Genomic DNA, 16240 nt, shown 5'->3' with positions numbered 1-16240 from the left:
GATGGGCTCCAGGTTCGAGCAGCTCGCCGACGCGGTCCTCGCCGGGGTTCCCGCCGGGCCCGGTGACGCGCTCGCCGTGCTGGCTGCCGACGACGCCGAGGTGATGTCCGTCGTCGCCGCCGCGGGCGGGCTGCGCCGCGCGCATTTCGGCAACACCGTCAAGGTGAACTACCTGGTGAACCTGAAGTCCGGCCTGTGCCCGGAGAACTGCAACTACTGTTCCCAGGCGCTCGGCTCCGCCGCGCCCATCCTCAAGTACTCCTGGCTGTCCAAAGAGGAGACGCTCAAGCAGGCCGGCGCGGGGATCGCCGGTGGCGCCGCCCGGGTGTGCCTGGTCTCCTCCGGGCGCGGACCGTCCAACCGGGACATCGACCGCGTCACCGAGATGGTCGGCGCCCTCAAGGAGGAACACCCGGACGTCGAGGTGTGCGCCTGTCTCGGCCTGCTCTCCGACGGGCAGGCCGAGCGTCTCGCCGAGGCCGGGGTGGACGCCTACAACCACAACATCAACACCGCCGAGAGCCACCACCACGCGATCGTCCAGACCCACACCTACGCCGACCGGGTGGACACCGTGACGAAGGCGAAGCACGGCGGGCTGTCCCCGTGTTCGGGCCTCATCGCCGGGCTGGGGGAGACCGACGAGCAGCTGGTCGAGGCGCTGTTCGCGCTCAGGGAGCTGAACGCCGACTCGATCCCGGTCAACTTCCTGATGCCCTTCGACGGCACCCCGCTGGCGGACACCTGGGAGCTGTCCCCGCTGCGGTGCCTGAAGATCCTGGCGATGGCCCGGTTCGTGTGCCCGGACAAGGAGATCCGCATCGCCGGTGGCCGCGAGATGCACCTGCGTTCGCTGCAGCCGCTCGCGCTGCACGTCGCCAATTCGCTCTTCCTCGGCGACTACCTCACCTCCGAGGGACAGGCGGCTCAGGCCGACTTGGAGATGATCCGGGACAACGGGTTCGTCGTGCTGGGCTCAGAAGAGGACCGGGCCCGGACCGAACCGGTGGACCCGCCGATCCGCCGCCGCGGCGCCGGCACCGGCCTCGTCCCCAACGCCTGATGTCACCCGAGGACCTGCTCGCCTTCGACCGCGAGCACCTGTGGCACCCGTACACTTCGATGACCGACCCGGCGCCGGCGCGGCTGGTCACCGGCGCGTCCGGCAGCCGGATCACCCTCGACGGCGCCGGAGACGTGGTCGACGGGATGGCGTCGTGGTGGTCGGCGATCCACGGCTACCGGCACCCGGCGCTCGACGAGGCGGCGCGCCGGCAGCTGGCGACGATGTCGCACGTGATGTTCGGCGGCCTCACCCACGAGCCCGCCGTCGAGCTGGCCGCGCGGCTGATCGGCCTGGCCCCCGCGGGGCTGGAGCACGTGTTCCTCGCCGATTCCGGGTCGGTGAGCGTCGAGGTGGCGATGAAGATGGCGCTGCAGTACCAGCGCGGCATCGGCCACCCGGAGCGGACCCGGTTCCTCACCGTCCGCGGCGGCTACCACGGCGACACCTTCGACTGCATGAGCGTGTGCGACCCCGACGGCGGGATGCACGCGATGTGGTCGGGTGTCCTGCCGGAGCAGGTGTTCGGGGACCGCCCACCCCGGAGCGAGGCGGACGTCGCCGCCTGGGCCGCGGGTTTCCGCGCGCTCGCCGCCGAGCACGCCGGCCGGCTGGCCGGGCTGATCGTGGAACCGCTGCTGCAGGGCGCCGGCGGCATGCACCCCTACCCGGCGAGCTGCCTGACCGTCTTCCGGGAGGTGGCCGACGAGCACGGGCTGGTGCTGATCTTCGACGAGATCGCCACCGGTTTCGGCCGCACCGGCACCCTCTTCGCCGCCGACGCCGCCGGGGTGGCGCCGGACGTGATGTGCGTGGGCAAGGCCCTCACCGGCGGCTACCTGTCCCTGGCCGCGACCCTGTGCACCAGCGAGGTCGCGGATGGACTGTCCGCCAGCGAGTCGGGTGTGCTCATGCACGGGCCCACCTTCATGGGCAACCCGCTGGCCTGCGCGATCGCGTCGGCCGGCCTGGATCTGCTGTCCACCGGGGACTGGCGGGGCGACGTGCGCCGGATCAACACGGGTTTGCAGGCGCTGCACGGGATCGAGGCCGCCGACGTGCGCGTGCTCGGCGCGGTCGGCGCGGTCCAGCTCGATCACCCGGTCGACGTGGACAAGGCGACCGAGGCGGCGCTGGCCGAGGGTGTGTGGCTGCGCCCGTTCCGCGACCTGATCTACACCATGCCGCCCTACGTGTGCACCGACGACGACATCGCCGCGATCTGCCGCGGCATCGCGGCCGCGGCGGCGGTCGCATGAGCTGGGCGGAGTGGTTCGCCGGGCAGCGCGCCGCGCGCGAGGCCGCCGGCCTGCAGCGCGTGCTGCGCCCGCGGGCGGCCGGGGACGAGGCGATCGACCTGGCGAACAACGACTACCTGGGACTGAGCGGCCACCCGGACGTCCGCCGCGCGGCGGGCGAGGCCGCCCTGGTCTGGGGCGCCGGCGCCGGCGCGTCCCGGCTGGTGACCGGCACGACCACCCTGCACGCCGAGCTGGAGCGCGAGCTGGCCGGGTTCACCGGCCGCGCGGCGGCGCTGGTGTTCTCGACCGGCTACCACGCCAACCTGTCGGTGGTGACCGCGCTGGCGGACCGGGACACGGTGATCGTCTCGGACGCCCACGTGCACGCCTCCCTGATCGACGCCGCGCGCCTGTCCCGGGCCGTCATCCGGGTGGTCCCGCACAACGACGTCACCGCCGTGCGGGACGCGCTCGCCGCGGCCGGGGGCAGGCGGGCGCTCGTGCTGACCGAGTCGATCTTCTCGGTCCTCGGCGACGCCGCACCGCTGGCCGAGCTCGCCGAGACCTGCGCCGCCCACGCCGCGCTGCTCGTCGTCGACGAGGCCCACGGGCTCGGCGTGGCCGGTGACGGTGGCCGCGGCCTGCTGCACGGCCTCGGCCTGCACGACCACCCGCACGTGGTGATGACCGCGACGCTGTCCAAATCGCTGGGCGCCATGGGCGGGGCGGTGCTCGGCTCCGCCGCGCTGATCGACCACCTCGTCAACCGGGCGCGCCCGTTCATCTTCGACACCGGTCTGGCGCCGGCCCCCGCCGCCGGAGCCCTGGCGGCGCTGCGCGTGCTGCGCGGGCAGCCCGGCCTGCCGTCCCGGATCCACGAGCGCGGCGCCGCACTGGCCGACCGGCTGGGCGTGCCGCGCTCGGCGGGCGCGGTGCTGTCGGTGCCGATGCCCTCCCCGCGGATCGCGCTCGCCGCCCAGGCCCGCGCCCTCGCGGCGGGAGTGCGGGTGGGCTGCTTCCGGCCGCCGTCCGTGCCGGACGGCGTCTCCCGGCTGCGCATCACGACCCACGCCGGCCTGGACGAGATGAGCTGGGAGCGTGCGGTCGGCATCGTGGCCGCGGTCGCCGCCGAGCACCGGCAACTCGTGTGACCAGAGTTAAATCAATCGCTTGACTTAGCACGCCGGGCCCGGTTAGCTGGTCACCGAGGCGAGGGCCCGGCGGAGGACGCCGGTGTCCGTTGTGGACGGCCGGTCCCCGGCTGGACCCCGCCGCCGGAAACGCCCTGGACTGGAGTTTCGCGATGACCGTTCCCGCATTCCCCATGGCGCGCGCGGCGCGGTGCCCGTTCGACCCGCCGCCCGCGGGCATCGAGCTGATGAAGCAGGGCCCGCTGGCCCGCGTGCGGCTGTGGGACGGCAGCACCCCGTGGCTGGTGACCCGCTTCGACGAGCAGCGCGCGCTGCTGGCCGATCCCCGGGTCAGCGCGGACATCACGCGCCCCGGCTACCCGAGCCCGGCGCCGGTGCAGCCGGGCGGCAGCGGGATCGGCTTCATCCTGATGGACGACCCCGACCACGCCCGCCTGCGCCGCATGGTGACCGCGCCGTTCTCGGTCAAACGCGTGCGCGCGATGGCGCCCGCGGTGCAGCAGATCGTCGACGACGTCGTCGGCGACCTGCTCGCCGGGCCCAATCCGGTGGACCTGGTCGAGGCGTTCGCGCTGCCGGTGCCGTCGCTGGTGATCTGCGAACTGCTCGGCGTGCCCTACACCGACCACGAGTTCTTCCAGGACCACAGCAGGACCATCATCCGCCGGGACGCCGCGCCGGAGGAGCGGTCCGCCGCTTCGGCCGGGCTGGTGAACTACCTCGACGGGCTGATGGGGGACAAGCTCACCAGGCCGGGCGACGAGCTGCTGTCCGGGCTGGCCGAGCGCGTCACCGCCGGTGAACTGTCCAGAATGGACGCCGCGCAGATGGGCGTCCTGCTGCTGATCGCCGGTCACGAGACCACGGCCAACATGATCGCGCTGGGCACGCTGGCGCTGCTGCAGCACCCGGACCAGCTGGCGCTGCTGCGCGAGGGCGACGACGCGCTGGTGGCCTCGGCGGTCGAGGAACTGCTGCGGTACCTGAACATCACGCACAACGGCCGCCGCCGGGTGGCCCTGGAAGACATCGAGATCGGCGGGACGGTCATCCGCGCGGGCGAGGGCATCATCCTCGCCAACGACCTGGGCAACCGCGACCCGTCGGTCTTCCCGGACGGCGACCGGCTCGACATCACCCGCAACGCGCGGCGGCACGTGGCCTTCGGGTTCGGCGTGCACCAGTGCCTCGGGCAGCAGCTGGCGCGTCTGGAGCTGCAGATCGTCTACGGCACGCTGTACCGCCGCGTCCCGACGCTAGCGCTCGCCGCGGGCATCGAGGACATCCCGTTCAAGCACGACGGTTCCGTCTACGGCGTCTACGAGCTGCCGGTCACCTGGTAGCCCGGCCCAGCCCGTCCAGCAACAGATCCGCCACCGCCTTCGCCGACGGCACCGGACCGCCGGGAGCGACCGAACTGGCCGAGGAGGTGGCCACCAGCATCCGCGCCGCCGCGTGGTGGCGCGGCGTCGCCTTCGCGTGGCCGGTCACCTGGGCGCGCGGCGTAGTCCGTTCAGCAGGAGATCCGCCACTGTCTTTGCCGGCGGTGCTGGTCGGCTGGGTGTGAGGAGCCGGCCGAGGAGGTGGTCAGCAGCTTGCGCGCTGCCGTGTGGTGTCGCGGGGTGGGTTTCGCGTGGCCGGTCACCTGGTAGCCCGGCCCAGCCCGTCCAGCAACAGATCCGCCACCGCCTTCGCCGACGGCACCGGACCGCCGGGAGCGACCGAACTGGCCGAGGAGGTGGCCACCAGCATCCGCGCCGCCGCGTGGTGGCGCGGCGTCGCCTTCGCGTGGCCGGTCACCTCGGCGAGATAGCCGCTCACGGCCGCGGTGATCGTGTCGTGGATCTCGCGGGCCCGGGCCCGCAGCTCGGGGTGGTGCTCGCTCTCCCGGAACACGATCCGGTGCATCGGCGTCTGCTCGCCCAGCAGCCGCGACAGCCGCCGCCACAACTCCACCACGGCGGCGTGCGGATCGGCCGGCACCGGGGACGGGACCAGATCGGCGAGGGTCCGCGTCGACCGTTCCCGGATCAGCGCCAGCAGCAGCCCTTCCTTGGTGCCGAAGTGGTAGAAGATCAGCCCCTGCGGCACCCCGGCGGCTGTCGCCAGGCGGGCGGTCGACGTGCGGGCGTAGCCGCGTTCGGCGAACAGCTCCTCGGCCGCGGCCAGGATGCGGTCGCGGCCGGAGGAGGCGGGTCCGTCCACCGGGGTCAGAACTCGGTGACGCCGGCGTCGGGGGCGAGCTCGTGCGCGGTGACGTACTTCGACTCGTCCGAGGCCAGGAACAGCACCGTGTCGGCGACGTCCTCGGGCTCGGTGATCGCCACCGGCAGCAGGTTCGTCAGCATCCCGGCCAGCTTCGGGTCCCGCTCGAACCCCTTGGCGAACGCGGCCTGCAGTCCCTCGCCGGTCATCCCGGTGTTCACGCCCGTCGGGTGCACGCTGTTGACGCGGATGTTGTGCCGCGCCAGCTCGGTGGCGAACGCCTTCGCCATCCCGCGCACCGCCCACTTGCTCGTCGTGTAGGGCACCAGGAACGGCTGCACCTTCATCCCGGCCGCCGAGCTGATCAGGATGATCGACCCGCCGCCCCGCTCGACGAGGTGCGGCGCGCCCGCCATCACGGTGTTCCACACGCCGCGCACGTTCACGCCGATCGTGTCGTCGAAGATCTCCTCGGTCACGTCGTCCCAGGGCGCGGGCACGCAGATCCCGGCGTTGGCCACCACGATGTCCAGCCCACCCAGCTCCGCGACACCGGCGTCGACGCCCGCGCGCAGCGTTGCCAGGTCCCGCACGTCCGCCTGCACCCGGACCGCCCGCCGCCCGGTCTTCTCCACCAGGCGCACGGTCTCGTCCAGGTCGGCCGGCGTGGGGGAGGCGTAGGTGACGCTGGGCAGCTCGGCGGCGATGTCCACCACGATCACGTCGGCGCCCTCCTGCGCCAGCCGCGCCGCGTCCGCCCGGCCCTGACCCCGTGCCGCGCCGGTGATCAACGCGATCTTGCCCGCAACCCGTCCCGCCATCGTGTGAGTCTCCTCGTCTCCCGCGCCGTCGCGGGTCACCGCCGAGACTGCCCCTGAGTGAGTACTCAGTCAAGAGCCTTGACCGGCCCGGCCCGGAATGCCATTCTTCGACGGCATATCAGAGGCTCTGATGATTGGTGGTTCGATGACGCACCAGCAAGCCGTCTCCGCGCCGGGCTCCGGGACCCGCGAAGCCCGGCGAGTGGCCGTCGCCAGCTTCGTGGGCACCGCGATCGAGTGGTACGACTTCTTCCTCTACGGCGCGGCCGCCGCGCTCGTCTTCGGGCCGCAGTTCTTCCCGTCCGGCAACCCCGCCGTCAGCCAGCTCGCGTCGCTGACCACGTTCGCGGTCGGGTTCCTGGCGCGCCCGGTCGGCGGGATCGTCGCCGGCCACTTCGGCGACCGGATCGGCCGCAAGCGGATGCTCGTCATCTCGCTGCTGATCATGGGCACGGCCACCGTGCTGGTCGGGCTGCTGCCGACCTACGCCCAGATCGGGGTTGCCGCGCCGATCCTGCTCGTGGTCCTGCGCCTGGCCCAGGGGGTGGGCGTGGGCGCCGAATGGGGCGGCGCGGCGCTGATGGCCGTGGAGCACGCGCCACCGTCGCGCCGCGGGCTCTACGGCGCCGCGCCACAGCTGGGTGTCCCCGCGGGCGCGATCGCCGCGAACCTGGTGCTGCTGGTGGCCTCCACGTCCACCCGCGAGGCGTTCGTGGAGTGGGGCTGGCGGCTGGGTTTCCTGGTCAGCTTCGTGCTGGTGATCTTCGGCCTGGTGATCCGCCGCCGCCTCACCGAGAGCCCGTTGTTCGAGCAGGCGGCCCGGCAGCGCCCGGCCCGCGTGCCGCTGCTGGAGGTGCTGCGCGACCACCCGCTGGCCGTGGTGCGGTCGGTGTTCGTGACCGGCGCGTCGACCGCGATGGGCTACATCATCCTCACCTACATCCTGTCCTACGGCACCGCCGAGATCGGCTACTCGCGCAACGCGCTGCTGGTCGTCGTGATCCTCACCAGCGTGGTGCAGCTCGGCGCGATCTACGGGCTGTCCGGGCTGGCGGACCGCTTCGGGCGGCGGAAGGTGATCGCCGCGGGCGCGATCGCCCAGGCGGTGGCGGCGCTGCTGTTCTTCCTGGTGTTCGACACCGGGGTGTTCGTGCTGGCGCTGGTGGCGTGCGTGGTCGCGGTGATCACCGTGTCCGCCCAGTACGGGCCGCTGCCCGCGCTGCTGTCCGACCAGTTCCCGACCCGGATCCGCTACAGCGGCGTGTCGCTGGGCTACCAGCTGGGCAACGTGGTCGGCGGCGGCCTCGCGCCGGTGGTGGCGACCGCGATCTTCACCGCGTCCGGCAGCTCGCTGCTGGTCGGCGTGTACCTGGCCGGGATGGCTCTGCTGGCGCTGGTCGCCGTCGCGCTGACGCCGCGGGGTGACGCGTGATGCGCCGCCTCGGGATCGCGCTGCTGACCTTCGTGCTCGCCGCCGTCCTGCCCGCGGCGCCCGCGAGCGCGGCGACCCGGCTGAGCGGCACGCTGCCGGACGGCGCCACCTGGATCGCCGACGTGCCGGACGGCTGGAACGGCACGCTCGTGTTGTTCAGCCACGGTTTCCGCCCCGGCCCGGACAACCCGGCCGCGAACGCGCCGGACCCGGCAACCGCCCAGGCGCTGCTGGACCGCGGCTACGCGCTCGCCGGTTCGTCCTACGCCCACGCCGGCTGGGCGCTGGACACCGCGGTGGCCGACCAGCTCGGCACGCTCGCCGCGGTCGAGGACCGCATCGGCCCGGCACGGGAGGTCGTGGCGCTCGGGCAGTCCATGGGCGGCCTGGTGTCGGCGCTGCTCGCCGAGCGCGCGGCCGGACGCGTCGACGGTGTCCTGACCACGTGCGGCCTGGTCGGCGGCGGGATCAACCTGAACAACTACCAGCTCGACGGCGAGCACGCCCTGGCCGAGCTGCTGCTGCCCGGGCAGGATGTGCAGCTGACCGGGTTCACCACGCCCGCGCAGGCGGCCGCGACCGTCGCCGCGCTCACCACGGCGGTGCGGCGGGCGCAGGAAACCCCGGCGGGGCTGTCGCCGATCGCGCTGGCCGCGTCGCTGATGAACACGCCGATCTGGGCCGCCGGGCCGCAGCCGCCGACGGACCACGCCGCCCGGCAGCAGGCCCAGTACACGTGGCTGTTGCAGACGCTGCCGTTCGTGATCCCGTCCCGCGTCAGCATCGTCTCCGTCGCCGGCGGCGACAGCGGCTGGAACACCGGCGTGGACTACGCGCGCCTGATGCACCGGTCCGCGCGGCTGCCGCAGGTCGCGGCGCTGTACCGGGAGGCGGGCCTGGACCTGCACGCCGACCTGGGCACGCTGACCCGCGCCGCGGACATCGCGCCGGACTCCGCAGCCGTGGCGTGGATGCGGCGCACCTCGACGCCGACGGGACGGTTGCGGGTGCCGGAGCTGACCCTGCACACGATCGCCGACCAGCTCGCGCCCGTGGAGTACCAGCGGGACTACGCGCTGCGGGTGGCCGGGGCCGGGGAGAGCGCCCTGCTGCGGCAGGCCTACGTGCAGCGGGTGGGGCACTGCGCGTTCACCCCGGCCGAGTACCTGGCCGGGGTGTTCGCGGTGCAGCACCGCATCCGCACCGGCGCCTGGTCGGACGCCGCGCGGCCGGAGCGGCTGCAGGACGTGGCGTCGGCGATCGGGGACGCGGCGTTCGTGCGTTACTCGCCGCCGCCGTTCGTCAACGCGCGCTGAGCGTTGGCGTGCGAGGCGAGCATGCCGTAGCCGTCCTCCAGGCCCTGCCGGAAGGCGGCGCGGCTGCCGGCGTCCATGCCGGCCAGCATCCGGTCCTCGAGCTGGCGCACGAGCGGGGTGCACTCGTCGAGGACCTGCCGTCCGCGCTCGGTGAGGGTGGCGAGGAGGACCCGGCGGTTGGCCGGGTCCTCCGCACGCTCGATGAGCCCGTACTTCTCCAGCGTGAGGACCATGGTGTGCATGGTCTGCGGCCGGACGAACGAGCGGCGCGCCAGCTGCGCCGACGACAGGCCGTTGCGGTGCCGCAGCGCCGTCAGCGCGGTGTACTGCAGGGTGGTCAGCCCGAACGGGCGCAGCGCGTCGTCCATCAGCGAGCGGATCACCAGCTCCAGCCTCTTGACCAGGTAGAGGGTCAGCGGGGCGTCGTCGGCGTGGTGTTCGGTCACCACCCCATGCTGCCACGGTCCGGTGTGGACCTTCGCGATCAGGGCAGCAGCTTCAGCAGTTCCGCCGCGAGCGGGGCCGACGACGCCGGGTTCTGCCCGGTGACCACGGTGCGGTCGACGACCACGTGCGGGGCGAACGGCTCGCCCGTCTCGACCTTCAGGCCCGCCTCGGTCAGGCGGTCCTGCAACAGCCAGCGTGCCTTGGCGGCGTTGCCGGCCAGCTCCTCCTCGGCGTTGCTGAAGGCGGTGATCCGGTATCCGGCGAAGGCGTTGCCGCCCTCGTCGGTGTCGGCCAGCAGCGCGGCCGGGCCGTGGCAGGCCACGCCGATCGGTTTGCCGTCCCGCAGCGCCCGGGTGAGGAGGCGGCCGGAGCCGGCGTCGGACGCGAGGTCCTCCATCGGGCCGTGGCCGCCGGGCACGTAGACCGCGTCGAAGCCGTCCGGGTCGACGTCGGCCAGCGCGACCGGGTGGGCGAAGGCGGTGGCCGCGACCTCGCGCAGGTGTGCGGCGGTCTCGGCGCCGCCGGTGGCCTCGGGGGTGAGGCTGGCCTCGTCGACGGGTGGCACGACACCGCCGGGCGTGGCCACGGTGACCCGGTGGCCGGCCGCGGTGAACGTCTCGAACGGGACCACGGCCTCCTCGGCCCAGAAGCCCGTCGGGTGCTGGGTGCCGTCCGCGAACGTCCAGCGGTCGGCACCGGTCATCACGAAGAGAATGTTCGCCATGTCCTCGACGGTAGGCGCGCTGTCATCGGAAATCGAATAGAAGAGGCGATCGCTGCCATCGGTTTTCCGATACCTTGTCCGGGTGGACCTGAACCTGTTGCGCACCTTCCTCGCGGTCTACCGGTCGGGCTCGTTCACCGCGGCCGCGCCGCTGCTGGGGCTGTCCCAGCCGACGGTGACCGCGCAGGTGCGCACGCTCGAACAGCAGCTGGGCCGCGCGTTGTTCACCCGTGTCCCGCGCGGCGCCGAGCCGACCCACCTGGCGCACGAGCTGGCGGGGCGCGTCGCGGGGCCGGTCGACGCGCTGGCCGCCGTCGCCGGGACGGACATCGTCCACTCCGGACCGCCGGAGCCGGTGTACCTGGCCGGGCCGGCCGAGCTGCTGTGCGTGCGCGTGATGCCCGCGCTGGCACCGCTGGTCGCCGGGGGAGTGCGGCTGCGCGTGGCGACCGGGCTGACCGATCCGCTGCTGGAGCAGTTGCGGGCCGGCCACCACGACCTGGTGGTCTCGACCCGCCGTCCCCGCGGCCGCGCGCTGGTGGCCTACCCGTTGATGGACGAGGACTACGTGCTCGTCGCGGCGCCGTCGTGGGCGGCGCGGGCCGGTGACGACGTCTGCGGCGCGACGGCGGGCATGCCGCTGGTGACCTACGCCGAGGACCTGCCGATCGCGCGCCGGTACTGGCGGGACGTCTTCGGCAAGCGGCTGACCGCCGAGGCGGCGGTGACGATGCCCGACCTGCGCGGGGTGGTGGCCGCGGTGACCGCCGGCGCCGGGTACAGCGTGCTGCCGAGGTACCTGTGCGTCGCGGAGCTGGCCTCCGGCACCCTGGTCCCGCTGCACGAGCCGGAGGAGGCCCCGATCAACACGGTGTTCCTGGTGCAGCGGCCGGGCGCCGGGGCGAACCCCGCGGTGGAGCACGTGCGGGACCTCCTGCTGCGCGAGGCCCGCACGTGGTAGCTCGGTAGCCGGTGGCGCATCCCGCGCCGCCAGGGACAGCTCGGTGAGGGCGAAGACGTCGCCGACTGCCGGGCCACGGCCGGGTCCTCCTCGGGGCGGGGCGCGTTGCGGGTGCGCCGCAGGAAGAACTGCGCACCGACGCGATCGAGCCGTTCTCCAGCAGTTTCGGCGTGGTGAGGACAGTCAGCAGCGCGATGGCCGCCGCCTGGATGGCCAGGCGGAGGAGGCCCTCCCAGCCGGACCGGAGGGTCGCGGCCGCCACGACCACGGCGACCACCGTCGCGCAGGCGCTCACCGTGATCACGGTGCTCCGGCGCCGGTACCACGGCGGCAGCGGCCCCGCCTCGCCGGTCCACCGCACGGTTACCGCTGTTCTACTTCGGATTGGGCACCGAACGGCCTCGAAACGGTCACCGAGCGCGATCGGGGGTGATCTTGCTCCTCCGTTCGGGGTAGCGTGCGCCTGCTCGTCGCGCCGGCCGTGGGATCGGCGCGCGCCCTCTCCCGACCCCCTGGAGTTCGCACGATGACGCTCATCCGACGCCGGTCGCTGCGCGCGGCCGTCGCCGGGGCCCTGCTGGCCACCGGTTTCGTTCTCGGCACCGCGACGGCCCACGCGGCCGCCGAGGACCCCCGCGCCACGCGGCACGACGGCAACGCCAGCACCTGCGCCGGCGCCAAACTCGCCGGCACCACCCTCACCGCGCCGGGCGACTACACCTTCACCCGCGGCAAGCTCGACGACGACCAGTACCTCGACATCGTCTCCGTGTCGCCGGACATCACGGTGACCGGCATCGTCGTCAAAGGCGGCAACGCCTACAACGTCTACGAGCCGGGCAAGCTCGGCCTCTCGAACACCCCGCCGTGGACGGACCTGCGCGCCCCCGCGACCGGCAAGAACGACAACATCCCGCAGCTGAGCCACTGGTTCGTCTGCGGCATCGGGAAAACCACCACCAGCACCAGCACCTCGGCGGCCAGGACCAGCACCACGACGACCGCCGCGGCCACGTCCACCAGCGCGGTCAGCACCAGCACCCCGTCGCGGTCCACCGCCGGGACCACCGCCAGCAGCTCCCCGGCCGGCGCCGCCGCCGTGGCGGCCACCAGCGAAACCCCGAAGGCCACCGCGCGCGACGCCTCCGACCTGGCGCACACCGGCTTCGACGGCGGCTGGCTGATCGGCCTCGGCGCGGCCCTCGTCCTCGGCGGCGCGGCGCTGGTGTTCCTGGTGCGCGCCCGCCGCAAGGCCTGATCACCCGCCCGGCAGACTGGTCGCCGTGGAGGTGATCGGTCTGCCGGGCGGCATGAGCTGGGAGTCCTCTGTGGAGTACTACCGGCTGGCCGACGAGCGGGTGCGGGCGCCGAGCTGGCCCGGGCGGCGCGGGCGCTGGAGGCGGCGGGCGCGGACGTCGTCGTGTTGTGCACCAACACCATGCACAAGGTCGCCGGGACGATCGCGGACGCGGTCGGAATCCCGATGCTGCACCTGGCCGACGCCACCGCCGCCGCGATCACCGACGCCGGCCGTCGGCCTGCTGGGCACGCGGTTCACCATGGAGCAGCCGTTCTACCGCGATCGCCGCGCCGCGCACGGGCTCGACGTGCTGGTGCCCGAAGCGGTCGACCGCGACCTGGTGCCCCGGATCATCTACGACGAGCTGGTCCGGGGCGTGACGCGGGAGGAGTCCCGCGCGGCCTGCCGCGGCGTGATCGAACGGCTGGTGACGGCCGGTGCCGAGGGCGTCGTGTACGGCTGCACCGAGTTCGAACTGCTGGTCGGCGAGGCCGACAGTGCCGTGCCGGTGTTCCCCACCACGCGCCTGCACGCCGAGGCCGCGGCCGACTTCGCGCTGGGCGTCCGCCCGCTGCCCGCCGCGCCGGTCGGCTGATCCCCGCGCGGTCGGCGTCCGGTCGGCCAAACCCGGGCGGGCGAGCGGCGGCGGGTCAGGGCTGGGGCGCGGTGCCGCCGAGGTGGGCGGGCAGCCACCAGAGGTCGTCCGGGCCGGCGGGCTTTTCCGGGTACTCCGCCTGGGCCCGGTCGAGCAGCAGGCTCATCCGGTCACGCAGCTCGCGGGTGACGGCGTCGGCGTCGTCGGCCGGGCCGGGGCGCAGCGGCTCGTCCATCAGGATCGAGATCGGCACGTGCCGCTGGGTGAGCCGGCGCGGCCGGCCCTTCGTCCACAGCCGCTGCGAGCCCCACACGGCCATCGGGATCAGCGGCACCCCGGCCTGGGCCGCCATCCGCGCCGCGCCCGACTTGACCTCCTCGACCGTGAACGACGGGCTGATCGTGGCTTCCGGGAACACGCCCACGACCTCGCCGCCGCGCAGCCGGGCGACCGCCTCGTCGTAGGCGCCGCCCCCGGCCGCGCGATCGACCGGGATGTGGCCCATGCCGCGCATCAGCGGGCCGGAGATCCGGTGGTCGAAGACCTCCTTCTTCGCCATGAACCGCACCAGCCGCTTCGCCGGCTGCGCGCCCAGGCCGCAGAAGATGAAGTCCAGGTAGGAGACGTGGTTGCAGGCGATGACCGCGCCACCGCGGGCGGGGATGTGCTCGCTGCCCTCGACGCGCAGTTTCAGGTCGAGGACCCGGAACATGGTCTTCGCGAACAGGACGACGGGTGGGTACACGAGCTCTGCCATCCCGTCAGGTTACGGGACCGTAGGTTACTTCTCCGTAGGGTCGCGATGTGACGTTCGTCCGGTTCGCCGGAGGCTCAGGAAGCCGCCTTCGCCCGTGCCGCCTCGACGCGCTCGGCGTGGCTCGGCGGGTTCGCCGGCACGTGCGCGGGCCGCTTGGCCTCCATCTCCTTGCGCAGCACCGGGACGACCTCCTCGGCGAGCAGGTCGATCTGCTCCAGCACGGTCTTCAGCGGCAGGCCCGCGTGGTCGATGAGGAACAGCTGGCGCTGGTAGTCGCCGACGTCCTCGCGCATCGCCGCGTACCGGTCGATCACCTGCTGCGGGCTGCCGACCGTCAGCGGGGTCGTCGCGGTGAAGTCCTCCATCGACGGGCCGTGGCCGTAGACCGGGGCGTTGTCGAAGTAGGGGCGGAACTCGTTCCACGCGTCCTGGGAGTTCCTGCGCATGAAGACCTGCCCGCCGAGCCCGACGATCGCGGTGTCGGCCGGGCCGTGGCCGTAGTGCTCGAACCGCTGCCGGTAGAAGTGCACCATCTTCTTCGTGTGGGACATCGGCCAGAAGATGTTGTTGTGGAAGAAGCCGTCGCCGTAGTAGGCGGCCTGCTCGGCGATCTCCGGGCTGCGGATCGAGCCGTGCCAGACGAACGGCGGAACCCCGTCGAGCGGACGCGGGGTGGCGGTGAAGCCGCGCAGGGGGGTGCGGAAGTTGCCCTCCCAGTCGACGACGTCCTCCTCCCACAGGCGGCGCAGCAGGGCGTAGTTCTCGATCGCGAGCGGGATGCCCTGCCGGATGTCCTGGCCGAACCACGGGTAGACCGGCCCGGTGTTGCCACGGCCCATCATCAGGTCCATCCGGCCGCCCGAGATGACCTGCAGCATCGCGTAGTCCTCGGCGATCTTCACCGGGTCGTTGGTGGTGATCAGCGTCGTCGAGGTGGACAGGATGATGTTCTTGGTCACCCCGGCCAGGTAGCCGAGCAGGGTGGTGGGGGAGGACGCGACGAACGGCGGGTTGTGGTGCTCGCCGGTGGCGAAGACGTCGAGCCCGGCCTGGTCGGCGTGCTGGGCGATGGTCAGCATCGACCGCACGCGCTGGGTGTCGTCCGGAGTTTGGCCGGTCGTCGGATCCGTGGTCACGTCGCTGACGGAGAAGATCCCGAACTGCATGACAGCCTCCTGCTGATCTGGTGTCCCCGGCCGGTAGAACGTCTCGCGCGGAAGAATATTCCGGGCGAGATTATCCGCCGGTCCAGCGGCGGTGGGCCTCCGGGTCGACGTTGCCGCCGCACACGATGGTGACCACGTGCCGCCCGGCGAAGCGCTCGCGGTCTTCCAGGATGGCCGCCACGCCCAGCGCGGCCGACGGTTCGACGACCAGGCCGGCGTGGTCGAGCAGCATCCGCATCCCGGCGATGATCGACTCCTCCCGGACCAGGACGGCGTCGTCGGCGACCCGGAGGAGGTCGTCGAGCACCGCGGGAATGGGGCACCGCCCGGCGACGCCGTCGGCGATCGTGTCGGTGGCATCGGTGGTGACCACGCGCCGCTCGCGCCAGGACAGCGTCATCGCCGGTGCGCCCAGCGGCTGGACGCAGATCACCTCGGCGCCGGGCAGGCAGTCCTTCACGACGTGACCCACCCCGGTCGCCATCGCGCCACCGCCGAGAGCGATCAGCACGGCGTCGAACGGCGGCGCGGCGTCCACCAGTTCCAGGCCGATGGTCGCCGCGCCCTCGCACGTCTCGATGTCGAGGCTGTCCTCGACCAGCCGGATCCCGTCGTGCCGCGCGATGTCCGCCGCCCGCTCGCGGGCCAGCTCGAAGTCGCCGTCCACCAGCTCCAGCCGGGCGTCCAGGGCGCGGATGCGGTCGAGCTTGGTCACCGGCGCAAAGCGGGACGCCACGACGGTGACGTCGAGCCCCCGGTTGCGGCCGGACCAGGCCAGTGCCTGGCCGAGGTTCCCCGCGCTGGCGCACACCACGGCATCCGCGCCGGGCGCGCTCGCGATCACCTCGGTGCCGCGGCCCTTGAAGCTGCGCACCGGGTTCGCCGTCTCCAGCTTGATGCTGACCGCGCAACCGAGGCCGGGTTCCAGCGCCACGCAGCGGTAGAGCGGGGAGCCGAGGAACAGCGGGTCGATCACCTGGCGGGCGGCCCGGATCCGGGCCGTGTCGAGACGCGTCGTCAGCATGCCCCCACCCTGGCGCGCGCCCGGCGGCCAGGTCCAG

The 16240-nt window shown here is 73.2% G+C and carries 16 protein-coding genes and 1 pseudogene; 9 read left to right on the top strand and 8 right to left on the bottom strand.

Annotated elements, in window-relative coordinates:
• The first annotated feature begins 1 nt into the window (after position 1).
• From bioB to D0D28_RS03295, 4 genes are all read left to right on the top strand, one after another.
• A complete protein-coding gene (gene bioB / locus D0D28_RS03310; RefSeq protein WP_116109672.1) occupies positions 2 to 1063 on the top strand; it encodes a biotin synthase BioB in 1062 nt (353 codons plus the stop codon).
• Positions 1063 to 2322 (top strand): adenosylmethionine--8-amino-7-oxononanoate transaminase, encoded by a 1260-nt coding sequence (locus D0D28_RS03305; protein WP_116109671.1) that lies wholly within the window; start codon positions 1063 to 1065, stop codon positions 2320 to 2322. Before bioB ends, D0D28_RS03305 begins: the two co-directional genes overlap by 1 nt.
• Complete coding sequence (locus tag D0D28_RS03300) at positions 2319 to 3455, top strand: 8-amino-7-oxononanoate synthase (protein WP_116109670.1); 1137 nt, start codon at positions 2319 to 2321, stop codon at positions 3453 to 3455. The genes D0D28_RS03305 and D0D28_RS03300 overlap by 4 nt, the downstream gene beginning before the upstream one ends.
• Before the next feature lie 152 nt (positions 3456 to 3607).
• Positions 3608 to 4798, top strand: coding sequence for a cytochrome P450 (locus tag D0D28_RS03295; RefSeq protein ID WP_116109739.1), 1191 nt, complete (start codon positions 3608 to 3610; stop codon positions 4796 to 4798).
• On the opposite strand, the gene D0D28_RS03290 is transcribed toward D0D28_RS03295, so the two are convergent.
• The 3 genes from D0D28_RS03290 to D0D28_RS03280 form a co-directional block, all read right to left on the bottom strand.
• Positions 4788 to 4946, bottom strand: coding sequence for a hypothetical protein (locus tag D0D28_RS03290; RefSeq protein WP_205413177.1), 159 nt, complete (start codon positions 4944 to 4946; stop codon positions 4788 to 4790). The two genes, D0D28_RS03295 and D0D28_RS03290, sit on opposite strands and share 11 nt — an antisense overlap.
• Before the next feature lie 150 nt (positions 4947 to 5096).
• Entirely contained in the window at positions 5097 to 5660 is a 564-nt protein-coding gene (locus D0D28_RS03285; protein ID WP_094002742.1) for a TetR/AcrR family transcriptional regulator, read from the bottom strand.
• Between the two features lie 5 nt (positions 5661 to 5665).
• Positions 5666 to 6481 carry a mycofactocin-coupled SDR family oxidoreductase gene (locus D0D28_RS03280; protein ID WP_094002743.1) on the bottom strand — a complete coding sequence of 272 codons (816 nt, stop codon included), beginning with the start codon at positions 6479 to 6481 and terminating at the stop codon, positions 5666 to 5668.
• A 145-nt stretch (positions 6482 to 6626) separates the two neighbouring features.
• On the opposite strand from D0D28_RS03280, the gene D0D28_RS03275 reads away from it, so the two are divergent.
• Positions 6627 to 7913: an MFS transporter gene (locus D0D28_RS03275; RefSeq protein ID WP_094002744.1), complete on the top strand. Its 1287-nt coding sequence runs from the start codon at positions 6627 to 6629 to the stop codon at positions 7911 to 7913.
• Positions 7913 to 9229: an alpha/beta hydrolase gene (locus D0D28_RS03270; RefSeq protein ID WP_240323074.1), complete on the top strand. Its 1317-nt coding sequence runs from the start codon at positions 7913 to 7915 to the stop codon at positions 9227 to 9229. Before D0D28_RS03275 ends, D0D28_RS03270 begins: the two co-directional genes overlap by 1 nt.
• On the opposite strand, the gene D0D28_RS03265 is transcribed toward D0D28_RS03270, so the two are convergent.
• Positions 9196 to 9678, bottom strand: coding sequence for a MarR family winged helix-turn-helix transcriptional regulator (locus tag D0D28_RS03265; protein WP_094002746.1), 483 nt, complete (start codon positions 9676 to 9678; stop codon positions 9196 to 9198). The genes D0D28_RS03270 and D0D28_RS03265 overlap by 34 nt on opposite strands.
• 35 nt (positions 9679 to 9713) lie before the next feature.
• Positions 9714 to 10400 (bottom strand): type 1 glutamine amidotransferase domain-containing protein, encoded by a 687-nt coding sequence (locus D0D28_RS03260; RefSeq protein WP_116109668.1) that lies wholly within the window; start codon positions 10398 to 10400, stop codon positions 9714 to 9716.
• Between the two features lie 82 nt (positions 10401 to 10482).
• On the opposite strand from D0D28_RS03260, the gene D0D28_RS03255 reads away from it, so the two are divergent.
• The 3 genes and pseudogenes from D0D28_RS03255 (at position 10483) to D0D28_RS03245 (ending at position 13256) form a co-directional block, all read left to right on the top strand.
• Complete coding sequence (locus tag D0D28_RS03255) at positions 10483 to 11361, top strand: LysR family transcriptional regulator (protein ID WP_116109667.1); 879 nt, start codon at positions 10483 to 10485, stop codon at positions 11359 to 11361.
• A gap of 526 nt (positions 11362 to 11887) precedes the next feature.
• Positions 11888 to 12619 carry a hypothetical protein gene (locus tag D0D28_RS03250; RefSeq protein ID WP_116109666.1) on the top strand — a complete coding sequence of 244 codons (732 nt, stop codon included), beginning with the start codon at positions 11888 to 11890 and terminating at the stop codon, positions 12617 to 12619.
• A 25-nt stretch (positions 12620 to 12644) separates the two neighbouring features.
• Positions 12645 to 13256: pseudogene (locus D0D28_RS03245) on the top strand (aspartate/glutamate racemase family protein).
• Between the two features lie 55 nt (positions 13257 to 13311).
• Here the strand turns inward: D0D28_RS03245 and D0D28_RS03240 are convergent.
• The 3 genes from D0D28_RS03240 to D0D28_RS03230 all read right to left on the bottom strand — a co-directional run bounded on the left by D0D28_RS03240 (position 13312) and on the right by D0D28_RS03230 (position 16203).
• Positions 13312 to 14013: a lysophospholipid acyltransferase family protein gene (locus D0D28_RS03240; protein WP_116109665.1), complete on the bottom strand. Its 702-nt coding sequence runs from the start codon at positions 14011 to 14013 to the stop codon at positions 13312 to 13314.
• 74 nt (positions 14014 to 14087) lie between these two features.
• Positions 14088 to 15179, bottom strand: coding sequence for an LLM class flavin-dependent oxidoreductase (locus D0D28_RS03235; protein ID WP_094002751.1), 1092 nt, complete (start codon positions 15177 to 15179; stop codon positions 14088 to 14090).
• Positions 15180 to 15249: 70 nt separating this feature from the next.
• Positions 15250 to 16203: a threonine ammonia-lyase gene (locus tag D0D28_RS03230; protein WP_116109664.1), complete on the bottom strand. Its 954-nt coding sequence runs from the start codon at positions 16201 to 16203 to the stop codon at positions 15250 to 15252.
• Between the last annotated feature and the right edge of the window lie 37 nt (positions 16204 to 16240).

Origin of the sequence: Amycolatopsis ruanii, from assembly GCF_003385175.1 — a bacterium.
GTDB lineage: Bacteria > Actinomycetota > Actinomycetes > Mycobacteriales > Pseudonocardiaceae > Amycolatopsis_E > Amycolatopsis_E thermalba.
Note: the sequence above shows the minus strand (reverse complement) of the source record. Positions and strands in the feature narration are given on the sequence as shown.